This window comes from Microbacterium tenebrionis (genome assembly GCF_903645325.1).
Classification (GTDB): Bacteria; Actinomycetota; Actinomycetes; order Actinomycetales; family Microbacteriaceae; genus Microbacterium; species Microbacterium tenebrionis.
Genome location: NZ_CAHJXQ010000017.1, coordinates 1 through 25291, shown reverse-complemented (window position 1 = coordinate 25291; position 25291 = coordinate 1). Strand labels below are relative to the sequence as shown.

Annotated in this window: 22 protein-coding genes and 1 pseudogene; 17 read left to right on the top strand and 6 right to left on the bottom strand. The window is 67.6% G+C overall.

Going from position 1 to position 25291, the window contains the following annotated elements; genetic code table 11:
• Together HWX58_RS14475 and HWX58_RS14470 are read left to right on the top strand one after the other, a co-directional pair.
• Positions 1–945 (top strand): 5-oxoprolinase subunit C family protein (locus HWX58_RS14475; RefSeq protein ID WP_175988919.1); only part of this gene is annotated, 945 nt, incomplete at its 5' end.
• A pseudogene (locus HWX58_RS14470) lies at positions 942–2662 on the top strand (acetyl/propionyl/methylcrotonyl-CoA carboxylase subunit alpha). The gene HWX58_RS14475 and the pseudogene HWX58_RS14470, both read left to right, overlap by 4 nt.
• 115 nt (positions 2663–2777) lie before the next feature.
• On the opposite strand, the gene HWX58_RS14465 reads toward HWX58_RS14470, so the two are convergent.
• Positions 2778–4118 (bottom strand): uracil-xanthine permease family protein, encoded by a 1341-nt coding sequence (locus HWX58_RS14465; protein WP_175988917.1) that lies wholly within the window; start codon positions 4116–4118, stop codon positions 2778–2780.
• 184 nt (positions 4119–4302) lie between these two features.
• Positions 4303–5163, bottom strand: coding sequence for a phosphoribosylaminoimidazolesuccinocarboxamide synthase (locus tag HWX58_RS14460; RefSeq protein WP_175988915.1), 861 nt, complete (start codon positions 5161–5163; stop codon positions 4303–4305).
• Positions 5164–5219: 56 nt separating this feature from the next.
• Between HWX58_RS14460 and HWX58_RS14455 the strand changes: the two genes are divergently transcribed.
• Both HWX58_RS14455 and HWX58_RS14450 read left to right on the top strand, forming a co-directional pair.
• Positions 5220–6710, top strand: coding sequence for a DHA2 family efflux MFS transporter permease subunit (locus tag HWX58_RS14455; RefSeq protein WP_284690615.1), 1491 nt, complete (start codon positions 5220–5222; stop codon positions 6708–6710).
• A gap of 4 nt (positions 6711–6714) precedes the next feature.
• Entirely contained in the window at positions 6715–7245 is a 531-nt protein-coding gene (locus tag HWX58_RS14450) for a GNAT family N-acetyltransferase (protein ID WP_175988910.1), read from the top strand.
• Positions 7246–7369: 124 nt separating this feature from the next.
• Here HWX58_RS14450 and purD read toward each other — a convergent pair whose 3' ends face one another.
• The gene (purD, locus tag HWX58_RS14445; RefSeq protein WP_175988908.1) at positions 7370–8647 is read right to left on the bottom strand and encodes a phosphoribosylamine--glycine ligase; all 1278 of its coding nucleotides are present in this window, start codon (positions 8645–8647) and stop codon (positions 7370–7372) included.
• 106 nt (positions 8648–8753) lie between these two features.
• Between purD and HWX58_RS14440 the strand changes: the two genes are divergently transcribed.
• Positions 8754–9518 (top strand): DUF805 domain-containing protein, encoded by a 765-nt coding sequence (locus HWX58_RS14440; protein ID WP_175988907.1) that lies wholly within the window; start codon positions 8754–8756, stop codon positions 9516–9518.
• Between the two features lie 15 nt (positions 9519–9533).
• Here the strand turns inward: HWX58_RS14440 and HWX58_RS14435 are convergent, their stop codons facing one another.
• Positions 9534–10217 (bottom strand): NUDIX hydrolase, encoded by a 684-nt coding sequence (locus tag HWX58_RS14435; protein ID WP_175988905.1) that lies wholly within the window; start codon positions 10215–10217, stop codon positions 9534–9536.
• A 34-nt stretch (positions 10218–10251) separates the two neighbouring features.
• On the opposite strand from HWX58_RS14435, the gene HWX58_RS14430 reads away from it, so the two are divergent.
• From HWX58_RS14430 to HWX58_RS14380, 11 genes are all read left to right on the top strand, one after another.
• Entirely contained in the window at positions 10252–10620 is a 369-nt protein-coding gene (locus HWX58_RS14430) for a sterol carrier family protein (protein WP_175988903.1), read from the top strand.
• A gap of 3 nt (positions 10621–10623) precedes the next feature.
• On the top strand, positions 10624–11796 hold the full coding sequence (locus HWX58_RS14425) for an AAA family ATPase (RefSeq protein ID WP_175988901.1): 1173 nt from the start codon (positions 10624–10626) through the stop codon (positions 11794–11796).
• 147 nt (positions 11797–11943) lie between these two features.
• Positions 11944–13116, top strand: coding sequence for a hypothetical protein (locus HWX58_RS14420; RefSeq protein WP_175988899.1), 1173 nt, complete (start codon positions 11944–11946; stop codon positions 13114–13116).
• A gap of 86 nt (positions 13117–13202) precedes the next feature.
• Positions 13203–14450: a sugar ABC transporter substrate-binding protein gene (locus tag HWX58_RS14415; protein WP_175988897.1), complete on the top strand. Its 1248-nt coding sequence runs from the start codon at positions 13203–13205 to the stop codon at positions 14448–14450.
• An 82-nt stretch (positions 14451–14532) separates the two neighbouring features.
• Positions 14533–15456 (top strand): carbohydrate ABC transporter permease, encoded by a 924-nt coding sequence (locus tag HWX58_RS14410; RefSeq protein ID WP_175988895.1) that lies wholly within the window; start codon positions 14533–14535, stop codon positions 15454–15456.
• Positions 15456–16334: a carbohydrate ABC transporter permease gene (locus tag HWX58_RS14405; protein WP_175988893.1), complete on the top strand. Its 879-nt coding sequence runs from the start codon at positions 15456–15458 to the stop codon at positions 16332–16334. The genes HWX58_RS14410 and HWX58_RS14405 overlap by 1 nt, the downstream gene beginning before the upstream one ends.
• Entirely contained in the window at positions 16331–17044 is a 714-nt protein-coding gene (locus HWX58_RS14400; RefSeq protein WP_175988892.1) for an amidohydrolase family protein, read from the top strand. Before HWX58_RS14405 ends, HWX58_RS14400 begins: the two co-directional genes overlap by 4 nt.
• Positions 17041–17802 (top strand): amidohydrolase family protein, encoded by a 762-nt coding sequence (locus tag HWX58_RS14395; protein WP_175988889.1) that lies wholly within the window; start codon positions 17041–17043, stop codon positions 17800–17802. Before HWX58_RS14400 ends, HWX58_RS14395 begins: the two co-directional genes overlap by 4 nt.
• The gene (locus HWX58_RS14390; protein WP_175988887.1) at positions 17799–18971 is read left to right on the top strand and encodes a DegT/DnrJ/EryC1/StrS family aminotransferase; all 1173 of its coding nucleotides are present in this window, start codon (positions 17799–17801) and stop codon (positions 18969–18971) included. The genes HWX58_RS14395 and HWX58_RS14390 overlap by 4 nt, the downstream gene beginning before the upstream one ends.
• Positions 18972–19028: 57 nt before the next feature.
• A complete protein-coding gene (locus tag HWX58_RS14385) occupies positions 19029–20048 on the top strand; it encodes an NAD-dependent epimerase/dehydratase family protein (protein WP_175988885.1) in 1020 nt (339 codons plus the stop codon).
• Positions 20048–21106, top strand: a complete 1059-nt coding sequence (locus HWX58_RS14380) for a dihydrodipicolinate synthase family protein (protein WP_175988883.1) — start codon at positions 20048–20050, stop codon at positions 21104–21106. Before HWX58_RS14385 ends, HWX58_RS14380 begins: the two co-directional genes overlap by 1 nt.
• A 24-nt stretch (positions 21107–21130) precedes the next feature.
• Here HWX58_RS14380 and HWX58_RS14375 read toward each other — a convergent pair whose 3' ends face one another.
• Positions 21131–22354 carry a hypothetical protein gene (locus HWX58_RS14375; RefSeq protein ID WP_175988881.1) on the bottom strand — a complete coding sequence of 408 codons (1224 nt, stop codon included), beginning with the start codon at positions 22352–22354 and terminating at the stop codon, positions 21131–21133.
• A gap of 114 nt (positions 22355–22468) precedes the next feature.
• Here HWX58_RS14375 and HWX58_RS14370 point away from each other — a divergent pair, with 114 nt between their 5' ends.
• Complete coding sequence (locus tag HWX58_RS14370) at positions 22469–23386, top strand: Gfo/Idh/MocA family oxidoreductase (protein ID WP_175988879.1); 918 nt, start codon at positions 22469–22471, stop codon at positions 23384–23386.
• Here HWX58_RS14370 and HWX58_RS14365 read toward each other — a convergent pair.
• Complete coding sequence (locus HWX58_RS14365; RefSeq protein WP_175988877.1) at positions 23352–24314, bottom strand: dihydrodipicolinate synthase family protein; 963 nt, start codon at positions 24312–24314, stop codon at positions 23352–23354. The two genes, HWX58_RS14370 and HWX58_RS14365, sit on opposite strands and share 35 nt — an antisense overlap.
• Positions 24315–25291 lie beyond the last annotated feature (977 nt).

Sequence of the window (25291 nt, the reverse complement as noted above, 5' to 3'; positions counted from 1 at the left end):
GATGAGTCCAGTAACGGGGCGTTGAGCGAGCCGAAGCCTTCTTCCCTCACCCGGCCTCGTCCGGCCATCGAGGTCATCCGCCCGTCGCTGCAGCTCCTCGTCCAAGACCTCGGACGCCCCGGGCATGCCGCCCTCGGCGTCTCGGCATCCGGGGCCGCCGACCGCACGGCCATGCGCGACGCGAACCGCGCCGTCGGCAACGCACCCGGCTCGGCCGTGCTCGAGAGCGTCGGCGCAACGGCGCTGCGGTTCCACGGCGACGGCGTCGCGGTCGTCGCCGGAGCCACAGGCGACATCACGCTCACCGACGCGGACGGCGTCGCACGCAGCATCCCGCACGGCTCCCCGTTTGCCTCGGTCTCCGGCGACGAACTCGCCCTCGGCCACCCGGCGCAGGGGCTCCGCTACGTCATCGGCGTGCGCGGCGGCATCGACGTCGACCCGGCCCTGGGCAGTCGCTCCAGCGACACCCTTGCCGGCCTGGGGCCCGCCGCGCTCGCCGCCGGAGACATCGTCGCAATCGGCGATGCGGCGGTGGCAGCCGTCGACCCCGTTCCCCGGCCGCGCGACCTGCCGGCATCCGGCGACCTCGTCGAGCTCGCCATCACCCTCGGTCCGCGCGACGACTGGTTCACGGCATCCGCTCTCGAGACTCTGACGACGCAGGAGTGGCTCGTCACGCCGCGCTCCGACCGCGTCGGCATCCGTCTGCACGGCGACGTGCCGCTCGAACGCGAGACCCCGGGGGAACTGCCCAGCGAGGGCGCGGTGACCGGCGCGATCCAGGTGCCGCCGGACGGCCAGCCCGTGCTGTTCCTCCCCGACCATCCGCTCACCGGCGGCTATCCGATCATCGGCGCGGTCACCGATCGCTGCCTCGATCTCGCAGCTCAACTGCCTCCCGGCGCCCGCATCCGCTTCCGCATCGAAGGAGCACCCTCATGAAGAAGGTTCTGATCGCCAACCGCGGCGAGATCGCCGTGCGCGTGATCCGCGCGTGCGCCGAGGCCGGGTACGGTTCGGTCGCCGTGTACGCCGATCAGGATGCCGAGGCGCTGCACGTCCGCCTCGCAGACGAGGCCGTCGGGCTCGGCGGGCAGGCCGCGGCGGATACCTACCTGTCGATCCCTGCTCTGATGGACGCTGCGCGGAAGTCCGGCGCGGATGCCGTGCATCCCGGGTACGGGTTCCTGTCCGAGAGCGCGGCATTCGCGCGCGCCGTGGAGGAAGCCGGGCTCACCTGGATCGGACCCGTGCCCGACAGCATCGACGCGCTCGGCGACAAGATGACCGCCCGCCGCATCGCGCAGAAGGTGGGGGCGCCGCTCGCCGCCGGTACCGATCAGCCGCTGTCGGGCCCCGCCGAGGCCGTCGCCTTCGCAGAGGAGCACGGCGTCCCGATCGCGATCAAGGCCGCGTACGGCGGTGGCGGACGCGGCATCAAGGTCGTCCGCGAGCTGTCCGAGGTCGCCGAGGCCTTCGACGCCGCGACGCGCGAGGCGATCGTCGCGTTCGGCCGCGGCGAGTGCTTCGTCGAGCGGTTCCTCGAGAGCCCGCGCCACATCGAGGTGCAGGTGCTCGGCGATGGGCAGGGCGGCGTCGTCGTGGTCGGCGACCGGGACTGCTCGATGCAGCGCCGCAATCAGAAGCTCATCGAAGAGGCCCCGGCGCCGCGTCTGACGTCCGAGCAGCGCGAGCAGTTCCACGAGGCCGCCCGTCGCATCTGCGCCGAGGTGTCCTACCGCGGCGCGGGCACGGTCGAGTTCATGCTCGCCGCCGACGGCACGATCTCGTTCCTCGAGGTGAATACCCGCCTGCAGGTGGAGCATCCCGTGACCGAGGAGGTCACCGGTGTCGACCTCGTGCGTGAGCAGTTCCGCATCGCCTCGGGCGAGGGGCCGTCGTTCACGTCGACGCCCGAGCCGCGTGGCCACGCGTTCGAGTTCCGCATCAACGCCGAGGACCCGGGGCGCGGCTTCCTGCCGAGCCCGGCGCTCGTCACGGCGCTCGGCGTTCCGGGCGGGCCCGGTGTGCGCTGGGACAGCGGCATCGAGGCGGGGGACGCCGTGCAGCCGGCGTTCGACTCGATGATCGCCAAGCTGATCGTGCACGCCGATTCGCGGGATGCTGCGCTGGTTCGGGCGCGCCGTGCGCTGCGCGAGTTGCAGATCGAGGGGCCGGCGACTGTCGTCCCGTTCGACCGGCTCGCCGTGGATCAGCCGGAATTCGCCACCGAGACGTTCGGGGTGCACACGCAGTGGATCGAAGCATCCCTGCTCCGCGGCTCGAGCGCGCGCTGCGCCGGCGCCCCTCGAGGATGCCGGGATGCAGCGCTTCGGCGTCGAGATCGACGGCAAGCGCGTTGTGCTCGGAGTTCCCGCGGCGCTGCTGCGGATTCGCCGCTTCTTCGCCGGGCGCCGGTGAGACCGCTGCGGAGCCGGCATCCGCCGACCCGGCCGACCTGCGGTCCCCCGCCCCCGGAAGCCTCGTCCGCTGGCTCGTCGACGACGGTGCCGAGGTCGCGGCGGGGGATGCCGTCGCCGTCCTCGACGCCATGAAGATGGAGACCCAGGTCGCCGCCCACCGCGCAGGCATGTTGTCGCAGACGGCATCCGTCGGCGACATGGTCGCGGCCGACGCCGTCATCGGCCGCATCGGCTGACGTCGGGCATCCGGTCTCGCGCCCCGGTCTGCGGACAGGAGCCCGATCTGCTGACGTTCTTCGCTGATTCGTCAGCAGATCGGGGCAAGGTCAGCAGATCGGACCGGTCGCCGGCTTACTCCGGGTCGCCGCCGAGCGGGCCGACGGCCGGGATGGGGCCGCCGTCGTCCGCGCCGGTCTTGCGGGCACGGGCGATCGCGTTGCCCAGGTGGTAGATCAGCAGCGCCGCCACCGTGCCGAGCACGATCGCCCCGAGCTGGAACGCTCCCCAGCTCATAGCGAAGCCGCCGACGGCGATCACGAACGACACCGCGACGGTGTACTGGTTGACGGGGCGCGAGAAGTCCACGCGGTTGTCGACCCAGATCTTGATGCCGATGACACCGATGAGGCCGTACAGCGCGGTGGTCACGCCTCCGAGCACCCCCGGCGGGATGGAGTTGAAGATCACGCCGACCTTGGGCGAGAACGCCAGCAGGATCGCCGCGCCGCCGGCCACCCAGTACGCCGCGGTCGAGTAGACGCGTGTCGCGGCCATGACGCCGATGTTCTCGCCGTACGTCGTGGTCGCAGACCCGCCGAATCCGCCGGCGAGGGTCGTCGCGAGGCCGTCGGCGACGAGCGCGCGACCGGTGTGCTTGTTGATCGATGGGTCGTTCGTCATGGTCGCGACACCGCGGACGTGCCCGACGTTCTCGGCGATGAGCACGAGCACGACCGGCAGGAACATCGGCACGTACAGCCAGGCCGCGGGGTCGGTGACCGCGGCGAGGTGGAAGTCGGGCAGCCCGATCCAGGCGGCGTCCTCGATGCCGTCGAACGACACCTGGTTCGTGAAGATCGCCACGATGTAGCCGACGATCACGCCGAGGAAGATCGAAATGCGGCCGAGGAACCCGCGGAACAGCACGCTGAACAGGATCACCGCGATCAGCGTCACCGAGGCGAGCTCGGGCTGCAGGGTGAAGTTGTTCCAGGCGGCGGGGGCGAGATTGAAGCCGATGAGCGCGACGATGGATCCCGCGACCACCGGCGGCATGAATCGGTCGATCCACTGCACCCCGACGGCCTGCACGAGGAAGCCGATCGCGGCGAGCAGCACGCCGACCACGACGACGCCGACGAGCGCCTGCGTGATCTGCTGCGGGGTCTCGAGTGCCTGCCCGGCGTTGATGGCGGTGATCGGTGCGAGGAACGCGAAGGACGAGCCGAGGTAGCTGGGCAGGCGGTTGCGGGTCAGCAGTAGGAACAGCAGCGTGCCGATGCCCGAGAACAACAGGGTCGTCGACACCGGGAACCCGGTGATGATCGGCACGAGGAAGGTCGCGCCGAACATGGCGACGACATGCTGTGCGCCGATCGCGAAGGTGGCGGGCCAGTTCAGCCGCTCTTCGGGGCGGACGACGTTGCCCGGCGCGACGGTGCGGCCGTCGCCGTGGATCTTCCAGACCGGCATGGGGTGCTCCTCATTTTCGGGGTCGGAGCAACATTACCGATTGCTGAGTGCCGGCCGTGTGCGCGACAGTCCGGGGATCGGGGCGACGGATGTCGGACCGATCCGTCGCATCTGTCCGACATCTGTGCAGAAGGCCCCCGAAGTGTCGGACCGGGCCGGGCCGCAGCGCGACGAGGATGCTGCCTCAGGCCGTCAGGCGTTCGATGAGCTCCCGGTATCGGTCTGCCGTGCGCTCGACGATCTCGTCAGGGAGTGCCGGCGGCTCACCCTGCTTGTCCCAGTTGGAGGCCAGCCAGTCGCGGACGATCTGCTTGTCGAACGACGCCATGCGCTCCGCTGGCGTGGAGCCGGACTCCCAGGCGGCGGCATCCCAGTACCGCGACGAGTCGCTCGTGAGCACCTCGTCGGCGAGGCGCAACGTGCCGTCGGCATCCGTCCCGAACTCGAACTTCGTGTCGGCGAGGATAAGGCCGCGCTCCTCGGCGATCGCCGAGGCGCGCGCGTAGATCGCCAGCGACGTGTCGCGCAACTCTGCCGCGCGCTCGGCACCGACCAGCTCGACGACGCGGTCGAAGTCGATGTTCTCGTCGTGCTCGCCCATCGGCGCTTTGTACGCGGGGGTGAACAGGGGCTCGGGCAGGCGGTCGCCGTTCTCGAGGCCGACCGGCAGCGGGATGCCGCACACCGTTCCGCTCTCCTGATACTCCGCCCAGCCGGAGCCGGTGATGTACCCGCGCACGACGCACTCGATCGGCAGCATCTCCAGAGACTGCGCGAGCATCGCGCGGTCCGCGACCGCCTCGGGCACCTCGCCCTCGGCGAGGTGGTTCGGGAAGTCGAGCTGCTCGAACCACCAGCGGCTGAGTCTCGTGAGCAGGGCGCCCTTGTCGGGGATGCCGGGGGAGAGCACGAAGTCGAAGGCACTCACCCGGTCGGATGCGACGACGAGGATGCGGGTGTCGGCCGGGTCCTCCGATGCATACAGATCGCGGACCTTGCCGGAGTAGAGATGACGCCAGCCGGGGATGCTCTTCGCTTCGCTCACGTGCCCATTATCCCGGTCCCGGGGGCGTCGTCGGATGCCGGGTGTACCGTTGCCGGGTGACCGACGCCCCCGCACCTCGCACCGAACCCGCTGCAGCACCGCCGCGCAGCCCGTGGCCCGCACTCTGGGCTCTCGTCATCGGTTTCTTCATGATCCTCGTCGACACGACGATCGTGAACGTCGCGAACCCTGCGATCAAGGCGGCTCTCGATCCCGAGTCCACCAACCTCGACCGGGTGGTCTGGGTCACGAGCGCCTACCTGCTGGCCTACGCCGTTCCGCTGCTCATCACGGGCCGCCTCGGCGACCGCTTCGGGCCGAAGAACCTCTACCTGATCGGGCTCGCCGTCTTCACACTCGCCTCGCTCGCATGCGGGCTCTCGACGAGTCTGAACATGCTCATCTGGGCGCGCGCGGCCCAGGGCCTCGGCGCCGCCCTTCTGACACCGCAGACCATGGCCGTCATCACCCGCACCTTCCCGCCCGAGCGGCGGGGAGCCGCGATGGGGCTGTGGGGCGCGGCATCCGGCGTCGCGATGCTCGTCGGCCCGCTCGCGGGCGGGTTCCTCGTCGACGGGCTCGGCTGGGAGTGGATCTTCTTCATCAACCTGCCCGTCGGCGTGGTCGGATTCGTGCTGGCCTGGATGCTCGTGCCCAAGCTCGAGACGCACACGCACCGCTTCGACGTGCCCGGCGTCTTCCTCAGTGCGATCGCGATGTTCCTCATCGTGTTCGGACTGCAGGAGGCGGAGGCCTACGACTGGGGCGTGATCTGGGGGCCGATCTCGGTGTGGGGCCTCATCGGCGCCGGCATTGTCGTGATGGCGCTGTTCCTCTGGTATCAGGGCCGCACGAAGAACGAGCCTCTGGTGCCGCTCGGCCTGTTCCGCAACCGCAACTTCGCCTGGTCGAACATCACGATCGCCATCGTCGGGTTCACCGTCACGGCTCAGGGTCTGCCGCTGATGTTCTTCCTGCAGCTCGCCCGCGGACTCACCCCGACCGAGTCGGCGCTGCTGCTGATCCCGATGGCGCTCGCCGCCGGCATCGTCTCGCCGTTCGCCGGAAGGCTCCTCGACCGTGTCGACCCGCGCGTCATGCTCGTGCCCGGTCTTCTTCTCGTCGCGGTATCGCTGTTCCTGTTCGCGTGGATGATGAACACCGACACCCCGATCCTGTGGATGCTCCTGCCGTCGCTGATCCTCGGCTTCGGGAACGCCGGCATGTGGGGGCCGCTCGCGACGACGGCGACGCGCGACTTGCCGATGCACCAGGCCGGCGCCGGGTCGGGCATCTACAACACGATGCGCACGATCGGCTCGGTGCTGGGATCTGCTGCGATCGCCGCGTTCATGCAGAGTCGCCTCGAGGCGAACCTGCCCGGTGCGGACGATGCGTCGGGCGGCTTCGGCGGCGGTGCGCTGCCGGATGCGATCGCGGCCCCGTTCGCGGATGCCATGGCCCAGACGATGCTGCTGCCGGCGGCGTTCATCCTGCTCGGGGTCGTGGCCGTGCTCTTCCTGCGTCGTCCGAAGCACCTACGCTGAGACGATGACGATCGCACTCACCCGCCCGACCGCAGACCTCTACGAATCGTGGGCGGCGGCGGTCGACGAGTTCGGCGGTATCCACATCGACGGCTCGGGGATGACCGCGCCCACCGGCAGTGAGCGCGGAACGTTCGACGAACTGCTCACGAAGGCCCGTGAGCTCGCCGACACGAGCATCCCCGCACCCGACGGCCGCGTGCACAACGACCTGTTCTGGATCACCGACGACGGCGAGGTCGTCGGATTCGTGTCGTTCCGGCACGAGCTCAACGAGTGGCTTCGGCACTTCGGCGGGCACATCGGGTACTCGGTGCGTCCGACTCGTCGTCGGCAGGGCTACGCGCACGCCGGACTCGCGCTGGCGATGGATCGCGCCCGCGAGCTCGGGCTCGAGAGCGTCATGCTCACCTGCGATGACGACAACGCCGGGTCGTACCGCACGATCGAGGGCGCGGGCGGGGTGCTGCAGGACGTGGTGGATGCCGCGGAGCAGGGCCACCCGCGCCTGCGGCGCTACTGGATCGAGCTGTAGGTTTCGACTGCGGCGCTGTGCGCCTTCGCTCAACGACCCGTAGCCGATCGCGTTCAGCATCCGGAACGCGTCCTCCCACGGCACGTCGCCGTGGCCGGTGGAGATGAAGTCTGAGCGCCCCCGCCTACTCGGCGACGGCGGCCGCGATGTCGCGGCGGTAGTGCGCGCCGTCCAGGCCGATGCGGCCCATCGCCTCGTACGCGCGGGTGCGCGCGTCGGCGAAGTCCGATCCGACTGCGACGACGTTGAGTACGCGGCCGCCGGTCGCGACGAGGTCGCCGCCGGGAGCATCCGGGCCCGCGGTGGCGGCATGCACGATCCGCACGCCCTCGATGCCCGCGGCATCCGCGAGGCCCGAGATCTGACGGCCGGTCTGGGGTGCCTCGGGGTAACCCTCGCTGGCGAGCACGACGGTGATCGCCACATCGTCGGCGAACTCCGGCTGCGGCTGCGCCTCGAGATTTCCGGATGCCGCTGCCAGCAGCAGCTGCGACAGCGGAGTGCGCAGGCGCGGGAGCACCACCTGGGTCTCGGGGTCGCCGAAGCGCGCGTTGAACTCGATGACCTTGACACCTGCGGGGGTGAGGATGAGGCCGGCGTACAGCAACCCGATGAACGGGGTGCCCTCGGCATCCAGCCGGCGGATGACGGGCAGGGCGACCTTCTCGGTGACGAGGTCGACGAATGCGCGCTCGCCGCCGAACTGCTCGCCCAGCCACGGCAGCGGCGAGTACGCGCCCATTCCGCCGGTGTTCGGGCCCGCGTCGCCGTCGAAGGCGCGCTTGAAGTCCTGCGCGGGGCTGAGCGCGCGCACCGTGTCTCCGTCGGAGAGGAAGAAGAGCGAGACCTCGGGGCCGGAGAGGAACTCCTCCACGAGCACGGGTCCTGCGGGAAGGTACTGCGACGCGTGCGCGAGGGCCTCGGCCCGGTCGGAGGTCACGATGACGCCCTTGCCGGCCGCGAGCCCATCGGCCTTGACGACGTACGGCGCGCCCAGATCGTCGAATGCGGCCTCGACCTCGGCGACGGATGCCGCACGCACGGCGCGTCCGGTCGGCACGCCCGCGGCATCCATGATCCGCTTCGCGAAGGCCTTGGAGCCCTCGAGCTGGGCGGCTGCTTTTCCGGGGCCGAACACGGGGATGCCGCGCTCGCGCAGGGCGTCGGCGACGCCGGCGACGAGCGGCGCCTCCGGGCCGATCACGACGAGGTCGACCCCGTGCTCGTCCGCGTATGCGGCGACGGCGCGGCCGTCGAGCTGGTCGACCGTGACGAGGGTCGCATCCGCGGCGATGCCGGCGTTGCCGGGGGAGCAGAGCAACTCATGGCCGGCGTCCTCCGCCTTCAGCGCGAGGATGATCGCGTGCTCACGGGCACCGGAACCGAGGACGAGGATCTTCACCCGTCCAGACTACCCAGCCGAGTGGGAGGGCAGATGTGCCCATGCCTGGCCCCCGGGCGCATCGCCTCGGCTTGCTAGGCTCCTCGGCTGGGGGAGCATCAGCCGGATGCTTCGGAGGGAGCACCATGACCGATCAGCAGCAGTACGAGCCGCCGCCCGCGCCGCAGCAGCCGTATCCGGGTGCGCCTCCGGTCTACCCCGCTCCGGGCGCGCAGCCCGCGTACCCCGCACCGGCGGCCGGGACCGGCTACCCGGCGCCGCCGGCCCAGCCCGTTACCCGGCCCAGCCCGGTTACCCGGCCCAGCCCGGTTACCCCGCCCAGCCCGGTTACCCCGCCCAGCCCGGGGCTCAGGGCTACCCGGCACCGGCCTACGGCGTCGCGGCGTATCCGACCTATCCGGTTTACCCGGCCGTGCCGCGCGGCGCCGCCAGCCCGGACGACCTGACGCTGCCGCTGTACGGCGCGACGTTCGGCCACGCGATCAGCCGCTATTTCAAGAAGTACGCCACGTTCTCCGGGCGCGCATCGCGCAGCGAGTACTGGTGGGTGCAGCTGTTCCTCGCGCTGGTGTGGACCGTCCTGTTCGTGATCGCCGCCGTGCTGGGCGGCGTCGGCGCGGCACAGGCATCCGGAACCGGGGACTCCGCAGGCTGGACCGCCGGCGTCGGGATCCTGCTCACGCTCATCATGATCGCGTTCGCGCTGGGCACGATCGTGCCCAGCCTCGCGATCGGGTGGCGCCGACTGCACGACGCGAACTTCGCGGGACCCTTCTGGTTCCTGTCGTTGACCTACATCGGCGGTCTCGTCGTGCTGGTCTTCACGATCCTGCCCTCGAACGCGCAGGGGCAGCGCTTCGACCGGCTCTGACGCTCGGGGTCGGTTTCAGACGGCGACCGGTCGCTCGCGGGTCTGATCCCAGGGCACGGTCCATCCGCACGCGTCGAACAGGCGGTCGAGCACCATCGCCGTGAAGCCCCACACGATCGTGCCATCGACATCGAACGCCGGGCCTGTGAACGTCATCGAGCCGCGCGTCGTCACGGATCGGAAACGGGTCGCGGGATCGAGCAGCTGCGCGACGGGCACGCGGAACACCTCGACGGTCTCGGCATGATCGACCGCGGCGACCTTCGACGGTTGCGTCCACCAGCCCAGCACCGGCGTCACCTGGTGATTGCTGACGGCCAGCGGCAGGGCGGGGAGCGTCGCGAGGATCTCGACGCCGGCAGGGTCGAGCCCCGTCTCCTCCTCGGCTTCGCGCAGGGCGGTGTCGGCGTCGTCGCGGTCTGCTCGTTCGCGTCGGCCGCCGGGGAACGAGACCTGTCCCGGGTGCGATGACAGTGTGGGGGCGCGGCGCTGCAGCAGCACGTCGAGGTCTTTCGCGACGGCGGCATCCGGGGTCTTCGCCGGGATGCTGTCGAGCACCCCGAACAGCACGAGCACGGCCGAACGCCGCGCCTGGACGCCTTCCGGCAGCTGCGGGAGCACCCCGGGGCCCCAGTTCTCGTTGCGCGCCGCCGCCAGCAGGTCGGCGCGGGCGCCGTGCGTGTGCTGGCGGTCGGTCATCCCTTTCAGCCTACGCCCGCCATAGGCTCTAGGTATGGCCCGCAAGATCGATCTGTTCCTCGGGCGCTCGGCGCTGGATGCCGTCCGTGCTGCGCGTGCGGCAGAGGAGAAGCCCGCGCGCACCGTGCTCGCCACGGCCGTGCGATACCTGCTGCAGCTGCTCGACGAGAAGGCTCCGGGCAACAGCGTCGAGGTGCGCGTGCCGCCGTTCGGCGCGGTGCAGGTCGTGCAGGGTCCGCGCCACACGCGCGGCACCCCGCCCAACGTGATCGAGATGGATGCCGCGACCTGGATCGATCTCGCCACCGGGGCGGAGGACTGGGCGGATGCCGTCGCCGCAGGCCGCGTGCATGCATCCGGGACCCGTGCCGACCTCGAGGGCCTCCTGCCGCTGCGCCCTTAGGGGATGGCTTCGAGTCGTTCGCGAAGGCAGCCGCCCGACACCTCAGCACTTCGAGATAAGGCCTTCGTCGGCGACCGCGCGCAGCTGCCCGCCGTCGGGCGAGGCGGCGTGCTCGATATGGCCGTCGCCGCTCACCCGACGCCGCTGGATCTCACAGATCTGCACCGCTTCGTCACACCCGATGGAGCGCTCGATACGGAGTACGCCCAGCTGACGCTCCAGATGCGATCGCGGGAGTCACCGGCCGAACTGTTCGACGAGCTCCACGAACGCGGGAGCCTCGTCATCCACGAGACGATGGATGACGCCCGCGCAGTGATCAGCGACGACGCGATTGCCCGGGCGCACGCGGGCTCATCGGTCGCGATCGCCACGGCGACCAACGAGGAAGCTGCGGACCTCAATGCGCTCATCCAGCAGGCGCACGCGCAGGCCGGCCACACCAAGGCACCGGTCGTCGAAATCTTCGGCAGTGATCTGCTGACGATCCGCAACGGCGACCGGCTCATGACGCGCAAGAACGATCGTGACCTGGGAGTCGCGAACCGAGACCTCTGGATGGTGAAGCGCGTCCACCGCAGCGGCGAGGTCACCGTGACGAACGGCAAGCGCGCCGTCAAGCTGCCCCCGTCGTACGTGAAGGCGCACACGCACCTGGCGTACGCCTCCACCGAGTTCGGTGTCCAGGGTGCCACCGTACAGGCCGGGCACGGCATCATCACCGATTCCTCGAGCGCATCGGCCGTGTATGTCTCCGCGACACGTGGCCGCGAGTCCAACACGCTGCACGTCGTCGCGGAGACCCGCCTGCAGGCACGAGAGATGTTCGTCAACGCGATGACCCGAGAGGCCGGCGACCGTGGCATCGAGATGAAGCGCGCCGGCGCCGCTCGTGATCTCGAAGGCACCGCGGGCACGCGCACTCACACCGACAGCCAGCGCGCCCAGGCGGCATGGTGGGGCGTCGACGTCGACAAGCCCGCAACCCTCCCGACGGCATCGAGCAGAACCTCGACGCGCGACCTCGACCGCGAGAACGAGACCGCCCGAAAGAAGCGGCCCGCTCGAGCTGGGGACGCGACGGCGCGCAGCGCACGCGACACCGAAGCTAGCCAGGCTGCGCGCGACGCTGCCGATGCTCGTCGACGGATACGTGATCGCGGCCAAGAGCGATAGGGATCAGCTGATGCGAGGTAGCGCGATGAGCATCCGCTCCCACTTCATCGCCATCGGCACCCCGTTCTACGGGAATATTCCACCGAGACTCATAGAACCCTTGACGAGTAACGGCCTAGGCCGTTATTCTCACCGAAAGGAGTCACCGTGAACAGAAGAACAATTTTTCGCAGCTTCGCCGCATTCATCGGAACGTTGGCGATCGCGGTAGCGATGGTCGCTCCCGCCTCGTCGGCGTCCGCGGCAACGATGCCCGCACTGCTCGCACAGAAGCCTCACTGGACCGCTGTTGTCGCGCATCTCACTGACACGCCCCCCGTCCGTTGGCAGATGATGAATTATCGGTTTTACACGGACACGAATGGGTCCCTTCTCGTCGATGGATGGGCACAGACTTGGATCCAGAAGCTCGATACGCCCCCCTCGCGGCTGACGGTTGCCACCGTAAACAATTGCAATCCTTCGCCTGTCGCTGGGGAGAGCTACAACTGCCCCGTGTACGGGTCCGCCCCTGATGTGGCAGGTACTTCGTACACAGGAACCTTTTCGTACACCGGTAGCGGGACCAGCGGGCAGGTCACGATCAGTTGGAGCGCCGGCTCCGGAGGTGGGACACAGAAGTTCGACCTATCCCTCGTCGACAGTGGGAAGCTCGGCAAGATGACCCTCGTACCCCCGGCCGCAGGCTGGGAGGGGGTCGGCTACGGAAGCTCCAAGTCCTGGACTTCTGCAAACTTCACCGCGAGTAAGCTCGCCGCACTTGGCGGGCCCTATGAGTGGGTTGGCCGGTTTAAGACGTGGGAGGCGGGGGCAATCCGGCAGGGTCAGATCAACATGCCGGTGCGCGACCTCGTTGTGCCCTCCGCCGGAAGCTCGAACGTAGCGTGGATTCCGTCGTCCTCGGGCCGCTGCTCGAACTATCGAGCCGGACAGGAGGGCAACGAGTGCCCGCCGCCACCGCCGTCGTCCCCCTCCAATGACACAGGGACTAGGGCCTGTCTCGCCGGCACGACCGACAACATCAACAACAACGTCCGGACCCAGGTGCTGGGTGAGAATCACATGGTCTATGTCCAGCCGAACAGTCGCCTAATCACCTACGAGCACCACAAGAGATGCCTCACCCGTGACGGCATCGCGCCCTACGCGGACAGCGCGAATACCATCCGGGGCGCCCATATCCTCATGCTCACCGCCATCGTCAACGACGACGGCGTACTCGTTGGCGCCCTCGGAGGAGAGGCCTCGTCTTCAGGGATGACCGGAGGTGGCTTCGTCGGTTGGGGCTCATACGGCCTGATCGACTTCGTCAACCGCTGACGCGCCTCGCCGAGGTGTGCGACGCGAAGCCCATCCGCATCACCAAATTTCCCGCATCACAATGAAAGCCAGCTCTGGAGGAACGTATGACCAAGCGTGTACTCGCGACCATCTCTGTCGTCTCGTTGTCTGCCCTCGCCCTCACGGGATGCGGTGCCGATGACTCGGGTTCTGAGGCATCGAAGGAGGTCACAGTCTGGATGTACCCCGTAATCCCCGATGAGGAACGCAGCGCCGAGTTTTGGAGTGGCGTCGAGAAGGATTTCGAGGCTGCCCACAAGGGGATTGACCTCACCATCGAGCTGCAGCCTTGGGACAACCGTGACGAAAAGATCGCGACCGCGATCGCGTCCGGGACGGGGCCGGACCTCGTCCTGCTGGGAGCGGACCAGGCCCTCAACTACGTCGACATCGGTGGGCTGAAGCCGGTGACGGACGGCATCGACGACGTCGACAGCTTCCTCGCGGCACCGCTGGATGCCGTGACATTCGACGGAGACGTGTACGGGGTGCCGATCTATCAGACGGCCACCACCGTGGCATACAACAAGGCGCTGTTCGAGGCCGCAGGGGTGGACGAGCTGCCCACCACCTGGAGCGACGTCCTCGCTGCGGCCCCGCTCCTGGCCGAACAGGGCGTCGCGATCTTCGACTACTCCGGAAGCCCGGAGCTGACGCTGAACCTCAGCTTCTACCCGCTGCTCTGGCAGGCCGGCGGATCGGTGTTCACGCAGGACGGAACGGACATCGCCTTCGACGGCAAGGAAGGCGTGGCCGCACTGCAGTTCCTCCTCGATCTGCAGGCCGTCGGCGGGCTCCCCACGGACGCCGCGACGAAGAACAACGCCGTGGAGGGCGGGCCGCTGGCGCTCGGCTCCGCTGCGATGGGATCCGTGCTGACGCAGCCGCAGGTGGCCCAGATGCAGGCGGCGCTCGGTGAAGACACCGTCGTCGTCGGCGCTCCGCTGAAGGACCGCGAGCAGGTCGCCTTCGGCACCCCCGGGGTGCTGTCGTTGACGACGGTGAGCGAGGACGATGCTGCGGCCCTCACCGTGGCGAACTTCATCGCCTCGCCGGCGGTCGCCCACGAGCTCAACATCGCCGCGGGTAACTACCCGGTCCGCACGGACGTGGAGGCGCCGGCGGACGACGAGGTGACCCTGGCCTTCGTGGACGCGCTGTCCTACGCTTCGCCGGGTGAGATCTTCCCGGAGGCGCGTCAGGTGATGGCCGCGCTCGCCCCGCACATCCAGGCGGCCCTCCAGGGCTCCGTCTCGGCGGAGCAGGCGCTGGCCGATGCGGCCGCCGAGGCGCGGACGATCCTCGGCAAGTGAGAGGCGGGCTGCAGGGGGCGGCGACCCGAGCGGACGTCGCCCCCGCAGTGTGCTCCGTAGAGTCAGCGAGACGGGACAATCCATGACGAAGGTCGGTGAAGGCGTGCACGACGGGCAGCGCACGAACAGGCGGCGACCCCTGTGGGCGCGCATCAAGGAGCCGGGGGCGGCGTTCCTCTTCATCCTGCCGATGCTGGCGCTCTTCGTGGTGTTCCGTTTCGTGCCGATCGTCGGCGCCGCCGGGATGAGCTTCACCGACTACCGTCTGAACGGGCAGTTCGACTTCGTGGGGATCGAGAACTATCAGCGGCTGCTCGCCGATCCCGTCTTCTTCAAGGCCTTGCAGACCACGCTGCTGTTCGGGATCGTGTACGTGCCGCTCGTCCTGGTGGTCTCGATGGGGAGCGCTCTGCTGCTGCACCACGTGGTCTGGGGCAAGGGGTTCTTCCGCGGGGCGCTCTTCCTGCCCTACGTCACCTCCTTCGTCCTCGCCGGTGTGATCTGGCTCTGGGTGTTCGCCACGGACGGACTGATCAACGGCCTGCTCACGACATGGGGCGTTCCGGCGATCCCGTTCCTGTCCGGCGATCAGATGACGGTGCTCACCTCGATCGCCGTCGTGACCGCGTGGCGGGGGTTCGGCTACACGATGCTCATCCTGCTGGCGGGCTTGAAGAACATCCCGGAGGAGCTCCTGGAGGCGGCGCGGATCGACGGCGCCAACGGGCGCCAGCGGTTCTTCCGGATCACGCTGCCGCTCCTGCGCCCCGTGGTGTTCTTCGTCCTGATCATCGAGACGATCGGCGCCTTCCAGATCTTCGACGTCGTCTACGTCATGACGGGCGGCGGCCCGGCGCGTGCGAGCTATTCGCTCATCTACATGCTCTACGAACAGGGATTCAAGTTCTTCGACTTCGGATACGCCGCCACGATCGGCGTGGCCGTGTTCGTCCTCGTGTTCGTCGTGTCAATCATCCAGCGACGTGTGCTGGACAAGGAGAACTAGTGCAACCGTCGACACAGCCCCGCGCACTCCGTCCCGTCGAAACCGGTCGGCCCGTCGCCACGAAGCGGCGCCGAACGAGCCGTCAGTGGCTTGTGATCTCGCTGCTCATCGCCGGCTGCATCTTCACGGTGGGTCCGTTCCTCGCGATCCTCATCCTCGCGCTGAGCCCGGAGGGCGCGCCGTCGATCCCCTACTCCTGGCCGGAGAGGCTCACCCTCGACAACCTCGCCCGGGTCCTCGGGGCGCAGAGCTTCACGACGTGGACGATGAACTCCCTCATCTACTCGATCGTGTCCGTCGTCGTGATCCTCCTCACCGCCTCGATGGCCGGCTATGCCTTCGCCAAGAAGCGCTTCCCGGGTCGCGATGCGATCATGTGGTCGTTCCTCGCGACCCTCATGGTCCCCGTGCAGGTGACGCTCATCCCGATGTTCGTGCTCGTCGCTTCTCTCGACGGCGTCAACACGTACTGGGGACTGATCGTGCCGACGCTCGCCAACTCACAGGCCGTCTTCCTCATGCGCCAGTTCATCCAGGGGCTGCCGGACGACCTCTTCGAGGCCGCCCGCATCGACGGCGCAGGGGAATGGACCATCTTCTTCCGGATCGTGCTCCCGCTGGTGAAGCCGATCCTCGCCACCCTCGGCATCTTCGTGTTCCTCTGGCACTGGAACGACTTCCTCTGGCCGCTCGTGATCGCGCAGACAGATGCGATGCGCACGCTGACGGTGGGGCTCGCCTCGATGAACGCCGAGACCGTCTACCGGTCGTCGTTGATGGCCGCCGCCGTCATCAGCGTCATCCCGTGCCTCATCATCTTCGCGATCCTGCAGCGCTATCTCGTCAACAGCGTCGCGATGACGGGGATCAAGGGGTGAGCGCCGGCATGGAGATCCTCGATGCGCATCGGATCCTCGGGCGCCTCCCGCACGCTGAGGGCGTCCCGACCCCCGCAGACCTCCTCGGCGAACTGGATCGGCTCGGCATCGACAGGGCCGCGGTCGTGGCGTCGTGGGACCTGTACGGCGATCCCCGGGACGCGGACGAGTACGAACGACGCACGGCCCCGTTCGGCAGCACCGATCGTCTCACCCGGGTGGCCGTGCACATCCCCGGGCACCCGTTCTCGCCCGTGCCGCTCGGTGCGCCACTGGTGCGACTGGCCCCCGTGCTCCATCGTTTCGATCCGCTGGGACCGGCGGCGGACGCCTCGCTGTCCAGCCTCGCCGAGCACGCCACCGCCGTCTCCCTCGACGCGACGGAGGTCGGTCTCGGCGCGATCGCGCAGCTCGTGCGGCGTCATCCCGCGCTCAAGATCCTCGTCCTCAACCCCGGCTACCGCGATCTCCTGACCGTCGCAGAACTGCTCGGGCCGACGGTGTGGATCGAGAGCGGCACGCTCATCGCCTCCGGTGCGATCGAGTGGCTCGCCGAGACGGCGGGCACGGACAGGATCGTGTTCGGATCGGGGGCGCCGCTGCGGGATGCGGCGGGCGCGCGGCACACCCTCGAGATGCTCGAACTGCCCGAGGACGCCCGGCGCCTCATCGCCGCGGGGAACTGGGAACGGCTGGTGGCGACGCGATGATCATCGACATCCACGGACACATCGGAGGGTGGCACGCGTTCTTCATGCCGCAGACCTCTGCGGAGTGGCTCGTGCGGACGAACGAGCGCATCGGCGTCACCGCCGTCGGGGTATCGCATCTCGGCGGCCTCGGTCACGACCCCGCGGCGTTCAACCGGGCGGCCATCGACGCCGCGCATCGGCATCGGGGGGCGCTGGGGGTCTGGCTCGTCGTCAACCCCCACTCGGGGCAGGACACCGCAGAGCTTCACGAGCAACTGCTGGACCCGGTGGTCTGGGGGCTGAAGCTGCATCCGGACTTCCATGAGATCCGGCTCGACAGCCCGAGCTACGCGCCGTACCTCGAACTCGCCGCGACCACGGGAGTGGCCGTGCTCGCCCACGGCCAGACCGATTCGGGCTGGTCGGACCCGGACCTGTTCGGTCTCGTCTCGGACAGGCATCCGGACGTGCGTCTCGTCTGCGGTCATTCCGGGTTGTGGCCGCAGGGGTTCGACCGGGCCGCCGACATCGCCGCAGGGCGCGCGAACCTCTTCCTCGACACCAGCGGATCCCGCCTGACCGGACAGCTGCTCGCCCGGCTCGTCGATCGTGCGGGCGGGGACAGCGTCGTCTTCGGAAGCGACGCGGTCTTCCTGGATCCGCGCTACGCGGTGGGGCTCCTGCAGCATGCGCCGCTGACGAGGGAAGACCGGGACCGTGTCGCCTTCGAGAACGCGAAGGTCGTCCTGGGCCACAAGAAGGAGGTCGGCACATGACCATCGATCGACTCGCCATCGACGGAGGGACAGCGGCATGCGGCTCCTGGCCGTCCTGGCCTCCGCCGCTCGATGCCGATCAGCGTGCGCTCGTGGACGACGTCCTCGGCAGCGGACTCTGGGGGGCCGCGCCGGGAGGGCTCTGTGACCGGTTCTCGGCGGAGTTCGCCGCACGTCATGCCGCCGGCCACGCCGTGGCGGTCGGGAACGGCACCCTCGCGCTCTTCGTCGCTCTGCGGGCCCTGGGCATCGGTCCCGGCGACGAGGTCATCGTCCCCGTCTACACGTTCGTCGCCTGTGCGACGGCCGTCCTGCTCGCCGGGGCGACTCCGGTCCTCGCCGATGTGTCGGCCGACCATCTTCACCTGACCGCGGAGACGATCCAGGAGGCGATGTCCGCACGGACGCGCGCCGTCATGGTCGTGCACCTCGCAGGGAGCCCGGCCCCGATGGCGGAGATCCTCGACGTCGCTCGAACGGCCGGCATCGCCGTCATCGAGGACGCCGCGCAGGCCCACGGCGCCGCATATCGCGGCCGGCCCGTCGGCGCGATCGGAGACGTCAGCACCTTCAGCTTCCAGTCGTCCAAGGCGATGACGGCCGGCGAAGGCGGGCTCCTCGTCACGGACGACGCCGAGCTGGCCGCGCGCGCGTGGTCGACGGCGAACGTCGGACGCACCCGTGGCGGCGAGTGGTACGGGCACCAGTCGATCGGGTGGAACCTCCGCCTGACCGAGATCCAGGCCGCCATCCTGCTTCCCTGGATCGGGCGGCTGGACGAGGAGATCGCCCGCAGGAACGAGTTCGCCGATGCGCTCGCCGGCGAGCTCTCGGATGCACCGATCCAGGTCGTCGCTCCGCCGGAGGGCACCACGGTCGACTCCCGCCACCTGCTCATGCTGCGCCTCGCGGAGGGGATGTCGCGGGAGTGGATCGCCCGCGCCCTCGACGCGGAGGGACTGCCGGTCGATCTCGGGTACCCCGGTCTTCACCGGATCGCGCCCGTCGCCGCGGAGTCCCGTCGCGTCCCCACCCCGGGACTCGATGCGGTGGCCGACAGGATCATCTGGCTTCGTCAGCCCCTCCTGATGTCCGGGGGAGACGGTGCGCACGGCGCGGCCGTGGCGCTCCGCCGGGTCGGGGCGGATCGTCGCGCCCGCGGTGCATGACGACGCGAACAGGATTCCTCTCGGAGCGTATCCGGGGGAGACGAGGAAGGTAGAGGTATGCGCACACTGGAAGAACTCGAGACGAGGCTCGCGGAGCCCAGCGAAGGGCTCGTCGAGGATCTCGCGGCGCTGAGCGGGGACATCATCGTCATCGGAGCGGGGGGAAAGCTCGGACCGAGCCTCGTGCGGCTCGCTGCGAACGCCTCCCGGGCCTCGGGGGCGTCCAGGCGGATCGTCGCCGTGTCGCGCTTCGGTTCCCCCGGTGCCGAGGAACGGCTGCAGGGACCCGGGATCCGGACCGTCGCCGCCGATGTGACCGACGAGCGCGCCCTCGCTGAGCTCCCCGATGCGGAGAACGTCGTCTATCTCGTCGGGGAGAAGTTCGGCAGCACCCAGAGCGCCGCATCCACGTGGGCGACGAACGCCTATCTGCCCGGGAGGATCGCCGAGCGGTTCGCCGGTGCGCGGATCTCGGCGCTGTCGACCGGAACCGTCTACCCGATGGTTGCCGCCGAAAGCGGGGGATGCACCGAGGAGGCCGCAGTCGCACCCGTCGGGGACTACGCGATGTCGTGCGTGGGGCGTGAGCGCATCCTCACCCATTTCGCTGCGCGGACAGGATCGCCGCTCGCGTTAATCCGCCTCAACTACGCCGTCGAAATGCGGTACGGCATCCTGATCGACCTCGCGACCATGATCCTCGAGGGTACCCCGATCGACCTGTCCATGCCGGCCGCGAATGTCGTCTGGCAGGGCTACGCAAACGAGGTGACGCTTCGTTCGCTCCTTCATGCAGCGCCGGCGTCGCCGTTTGTGATCAATGTGACTGGCCCCGAGACCGTATCAATCCGCTATGCGGCATCGCGGCTGGCCGAACGCCTCGGACGGGATGTCAACTTCCGTGGGGAAGAGAGCCAAGTCGCTTTCCTCTCCAACGCGGCAAAGTGCTTCGGCCTGTTTGGATACCCGTCGGTCACTCTCGATGCCCTAATCGACGCGACCGCGGACTGGATCGCTGCGGGCGGAGCCACCCACGGCAAACCCACCAAGTTCCAGACGAGCGACGGGAGATTCTGATGAGCGACACAATCGCGGACGCGCGTATGCGACTCCTGAGCGGGGGGGTCATCCCAGCTCAACCACTTGCCCTGGACAGCAGCCGCCGTTTCGACGAGCGGCACCAGAGGGCTCTGGTGAGATATCACATAGAAGCGGGGGCTAGCGGACTGGCCGTCGCCGTGCACTCCAGCCAGTTCAGCATCCATGATCGACATCGCGATCTCCTGAGTCCGCTTCTGGAGCTGGTGAGCGAGACGACCGGCGAGTACGACAAACCACCGTTCCTCGTTGCCGGTGTCACCGGTGACACGGCCACTGCCACACGTACGGCCGCTCTCGCAGCTGAGCTAGGCTACGACTTCGCGCTGCTCTCCAGCTACGGCTGCGGTGGACTAGAGGAACAAGAGCTGCTCGAACGAGCCCGAGCTGTCTCGGAGATACTGCCTGTAATCGGCTTCTACCTGCAACCGGCTGTAGGAGGTCAGTATCTCTCTCAGGACTACTGGCAGCGCCTCGCCGAGATCCAGGGCATCGTGGGTATCAAGGTAGCGCCGTTCGATCGTTACGCGACCCTCGATGTCCTCCACGGACTGGCCCGATCGGGGCGTGCCGAGGACATCGCGCTGTATACGGGGAACGATGACAACATCATTTTTGATCTTCTGAGTGAGTTCCCCACCCGCGACCGTGCCGGAGAGCCGGTCCGGCTCTCGTTCAGGGGCGGGCTTCTCGGGCAGTGGGCCGTGTGGACCCGCGCTGCCGTACACACCCTCGAGCTCACTCGTCGGGCAAAGGAGGGCGATGACGATGCTTTGCGGGAGGCGCTAGAGATGAGTCAAGCTCTGACGGACGCCAACTCGGCGATCTTCGACGCGCGCCACGACTTTCGCGGCGTTATTCCCGGTGTACACGAAGTGCTGCGGCGGCACGGCTTACTCGGCGGCACTTGGCTGCTAGATGAAAATGAGGTGCTCTCACCCGGGCAAGCGGAAGAGATCGACCGGATCTGGGACGCCTACCCATTTCTCCGAGACGACACCTTCATCGCCGAACATCTCGATCGCTGGCTGAACTGATCACCACTCAGGACACGAAGAGCTTCAGAGGCGGAGCTGATACAGGGTGAGGGGACGACCTGCTGCCTCCGTCGGTTGCTTGCCTGTTCGCACTGCGTATCCAGCCAGCTCGAGTCGATGGACGATCCGGCGTGCGGTGCGCATCTGGACGTCGAGGTGCTCAGCGATATCGCGTGTCGTGCATGGGCCGGGCGCCGCCCGAGAGAACCTTTGCAAGCGCTGAATGTTGGACACAGAGAGGCCGGCGCGCGCAGCTGCGACGCCGGCGCCCGCGTCTGAGGCATCGGCGTCGGGGATCGGCCTCGTGCCGAAGGTCAAGTCCATCTCGTGACGGTAAGAGACCACGGCGGTCGACTGCTCATGTGCCTTCGCGCGGGCGAGTGCATGGTACGCGAGGCGTTCGGCTTCTATGGCGGAGTTCCCCGTGCCGAAGCCGATGTGCGCGACCTGGTCCTCCTGCGCTAGCTGATCAATAATCGGTGCGGTGGTGAGATTGCGGCTGGCGCGATGCAGACCCGCACGGTTCGTCACGAGCAGGATCTCTCCCGTGGCCGCAGTGGCCAGGACTCCGGATAGCGCCGCCGCGCCCGCCATCACCGCAGGGTGGTCCAGCGAAAGCTGCGGGCCTGCGCTGAGCAGGCCAATCACCACGTGCGAATCTTCGTTGACCTGGTTGGTCAAGACAAGAAGGAGCTCGTTCGCTGCGATGCGGACCGCATCGAGTGAAGGAGCAAGGCGTATACAGGTCATCTCATCCCGAAGCGCCTCGTATACGGAGGAGATGCAGGTAATAACGACATAGCTCTCGGACTTGGCCTCCCGATGGAAGCGGATGATCTCGTCGGACGTCACCCCGGGCTTATACTCAAGCACTCTCGTGGTTGAGGTCGGCACGTCCGCTTCCCGGAGCGCTTCTGCGACACTGTGACCGCTGAGTGAATCGATGGACAAACGCGTGACGTCGTGACCGGCGCGGAGCAGCTGGATGAGTGCCGTGAGCAGAGTCGATCCGCTGTACTCGGCGTAGGTAGCAGGTCGAGTGAGATGTTCTCGGCTAATGAAATAAGGAATGAGACCAGTGAATAGCCACCCATCGACTTCGGCTGCGGCGGCGGTGATGATATCGGGCGCGCCCGACTCGTGTGTATACGGATAGGGGACGAACTTCGTTCCGGGAAGCTCTGAAACGGCACTGATGACAGGAGTGATGAGGTCGAGCGGTCCGACTACTCCGATGACAGCCTTCACGGATACCCTTCGGTCCTCGGCGTAAGTTGTTGAACACGATAGCGTGTTGATTTCGGAATTAGCCGAAATCAGTCGTCGGCGGCAGCCCCGACCTGCAGAGGAGAGTACGTGCATATGAGGATCGCATTCGTGGGCCTAGAGACGAGCCACCCGTTCTCGGACGCGCGCAACCTGCGTGCGCTGGATCCCGCGGTCGAACTAGTAGCTTGCGGACGGCCCGGTCGCATGGCGTCGTTCGCCGCGGACAACCCGAGTACACGTGTGTTCCCGACCGTGAGCGAGGTCCTCGCTTCCAGCCCTGACGTCGCGATTATTTCGGTCCGCCCCGAAGAGGTGGCCGCCGCGCTACGAGCGGTGTGCGCCGCCGGCGTTCCCGTCTTCATCAACAAGCCCGCCGCGGTGACCATCGCCCAGGTGGACGAAATCGAAGCCATTCTGCGCGATGCGACGAGCGCATTCCTCACCGGGTCAGTGCTTTCCTTCGCCCCTGCAGTGGCGCAGGCCTCCATCGAACGCTCACAACTCGTCGCCGTGGAGGCGACTCTCCGCCACGACGTCTCCTGGTGGCGGGACCCCGCCTTCGCCTGGCAGGCCGCAGAATCGGGCGCGCGCGGGCTCGTACCGGTGATCGGGGTGCACGCGTTCGATGTCCTGGCCTCAACCGTCGGGGAAGACTTCGAAGTCGAGGCCGTCCAATGCGGACGGCGGGCCTACCCTGAGTTGAACGGAGGAGACTCGGCCCAGCTATTGCTGCGCTTTTCGGACGGGCTCGGCGCTACCGTTTCCCTCATCGGTGCATCAAATTCCGAACGGTATGCGTTCGAATACCACACGGCAACCTCCACGTCCACGGTGAGCTTTCCGGATGACTCCGCCGACCCGTTCGGATACGTTGCCGCTGCGTCGCAGATTCTCGCGCTCGGGCGAGGCGAACCTGCACCGAGGTCGTGGCAGCACAGCCTCGTTGTGCTCCGTCAGCTCAGCCGCGCCGCGGACCTCAGCCGAAAGAACGTCTTTGTAGCAGAGCAGTGACGCCCGCCCGTGCACGACGCGCGGCCTCGACGACGTACTGACGCTCCGCATCGCCTGTGCGGTCGCAGGCGAGTGGATCATACCCAAACTCGGGCGGGATGAGGCCCTCGTCGACGGCAATCCAGAGCATGCGCTGCACGTACGCGTCCATCGGCTCATGGAAGGTTGCCTCTGCGAGCAGATCGATGAATGGCTGCATCTCGCTGAGGAAGCCAGCTTCCGCTCGCCGGGACACTGCCGCTGCCGTCAGCTCGATACACGCTGCTCCTAGGCCTACAAGCGCGCCGGAAGCCCCCCATCCCAGACTCTCCGTCAACATGAGGTCTTCTCCCGTGAGCACGCAGCGTCCGGCGGTGGAGGCTCGACGGATGCCCCGCTCCGATGCTGTGGCATCGCGCAGGCGAGCAGGCTTGAATGCTGCGACAGCAGGATGCTCGAGTAGCTCGGCGAGGGTAGAATCCGGTATTGGTTTTGTATAGAGGTCGAAGACAATGAGCGGCGTGCGAGTCAGCTCCCAAATCTCGTCAAAGCGGTCTCGGGCTGACTCCGGCGATGACCAGTTGTCAGGGAATACGAGGAGGGCGTCGACGCCAATAGACACAGCTGCTTTGAGCCAGGCGTCGCCGTTCGGCCGATCCTGCGGATACACTCCGGTGACCACGATCTCGCTCGATGATCGCGCCGTATCGACAACGAGGATACGTTCGTCGAGAGAGAGTTCCGAACCGCGTCCGGTGTGGACGCCAGCGGCGAGCCCGGTGGCTCCTCGCTCCATAACACCGCCAAAGTAAGCCTCCAGCACGCGCTTATCGACGTGTCCTGTGGGTGTCATGGGAGTCGCGACAGCGGCAATGAAGGCGCCGGCGGCGCGTGCGGCGAAAGACGCGGCTTCGGGATACACACCCCCACTGTAGACCTCTACGCTCACTCCGACACTGCAGGAGGGCTCCGACATAAGTGGGAACCGATTCATTATCGGGGTTCACGCCCATATCAGCCGTTTCACAATCTCCTTGGGACTGTATCTCATGGGACGACCATCACAGCACCTGGAGTGGGACTATCCCAGGCGCACCGAAATAGCGCTTGTTAGCCCATTCTGGATTGCGAATAAATATTCGATAAAGACGGTGCTTGGAAAAGCAGATAATAGATCTTATGTCAGTATCGGGTAATGGGTCGCGTTGCTCGTGTACTCACTGTGGCCGCGCCCTTGAACACCATCAATCTTCGTGCGGAGCCGCGAACCACTGTGGACTTCGCGTGAGTCTCACGCTGCTGGACGCCCGCCCTCTATCAAACCGCGGAGACTGATGAGATCACTCTCCGCCTTTTCGAGGACATCTCTGGCTGAGTCGACGCAGTAGTTGAGGTCGCTGGGGACGCCCCGGACAACAAGACACAGCTGGCCCTTCTGGATGTCGTGTCTCTCTTTGCCGGTGCGATGACGCGAGCAGATGCGCTTTCCGCGCGCAGTTTCCACTGACGCGTGACCAAGGATGGCTCTTATCTGCGGCATGAGATCTCCTTACCACTGTGTGCGATCAGGCTCGTGTGGCAGATGAAGCTGAATGAGTCCAGTGGTTGAGTCAGAAAAAGCTGTAGCCCCGGCGATGTGCTCAATCTTTCAGAGCAGGGATCGTTCCGGGGCTTTCGATAACATCGTATCAACCAGAAGGAGAGGTGTCCAGGTGGCCTACACGCCAGATGAGCAACTGCTGGGCCCGCCCGAGGTGGCAGACCACGGCACAAAGCCCTGTGTAGCGACGTTGCGCTGGCTAGATGTACTGACCCGGATCGTTGTTGACGTAGGAGAGACCTCCGTAGTCGAGTTGGAGCTGTCTAGGTTCCCTCGAGTCCACGGAGGTCTCTCGTGTCCCACGCTAATGCCCGGCTGACTCCGGC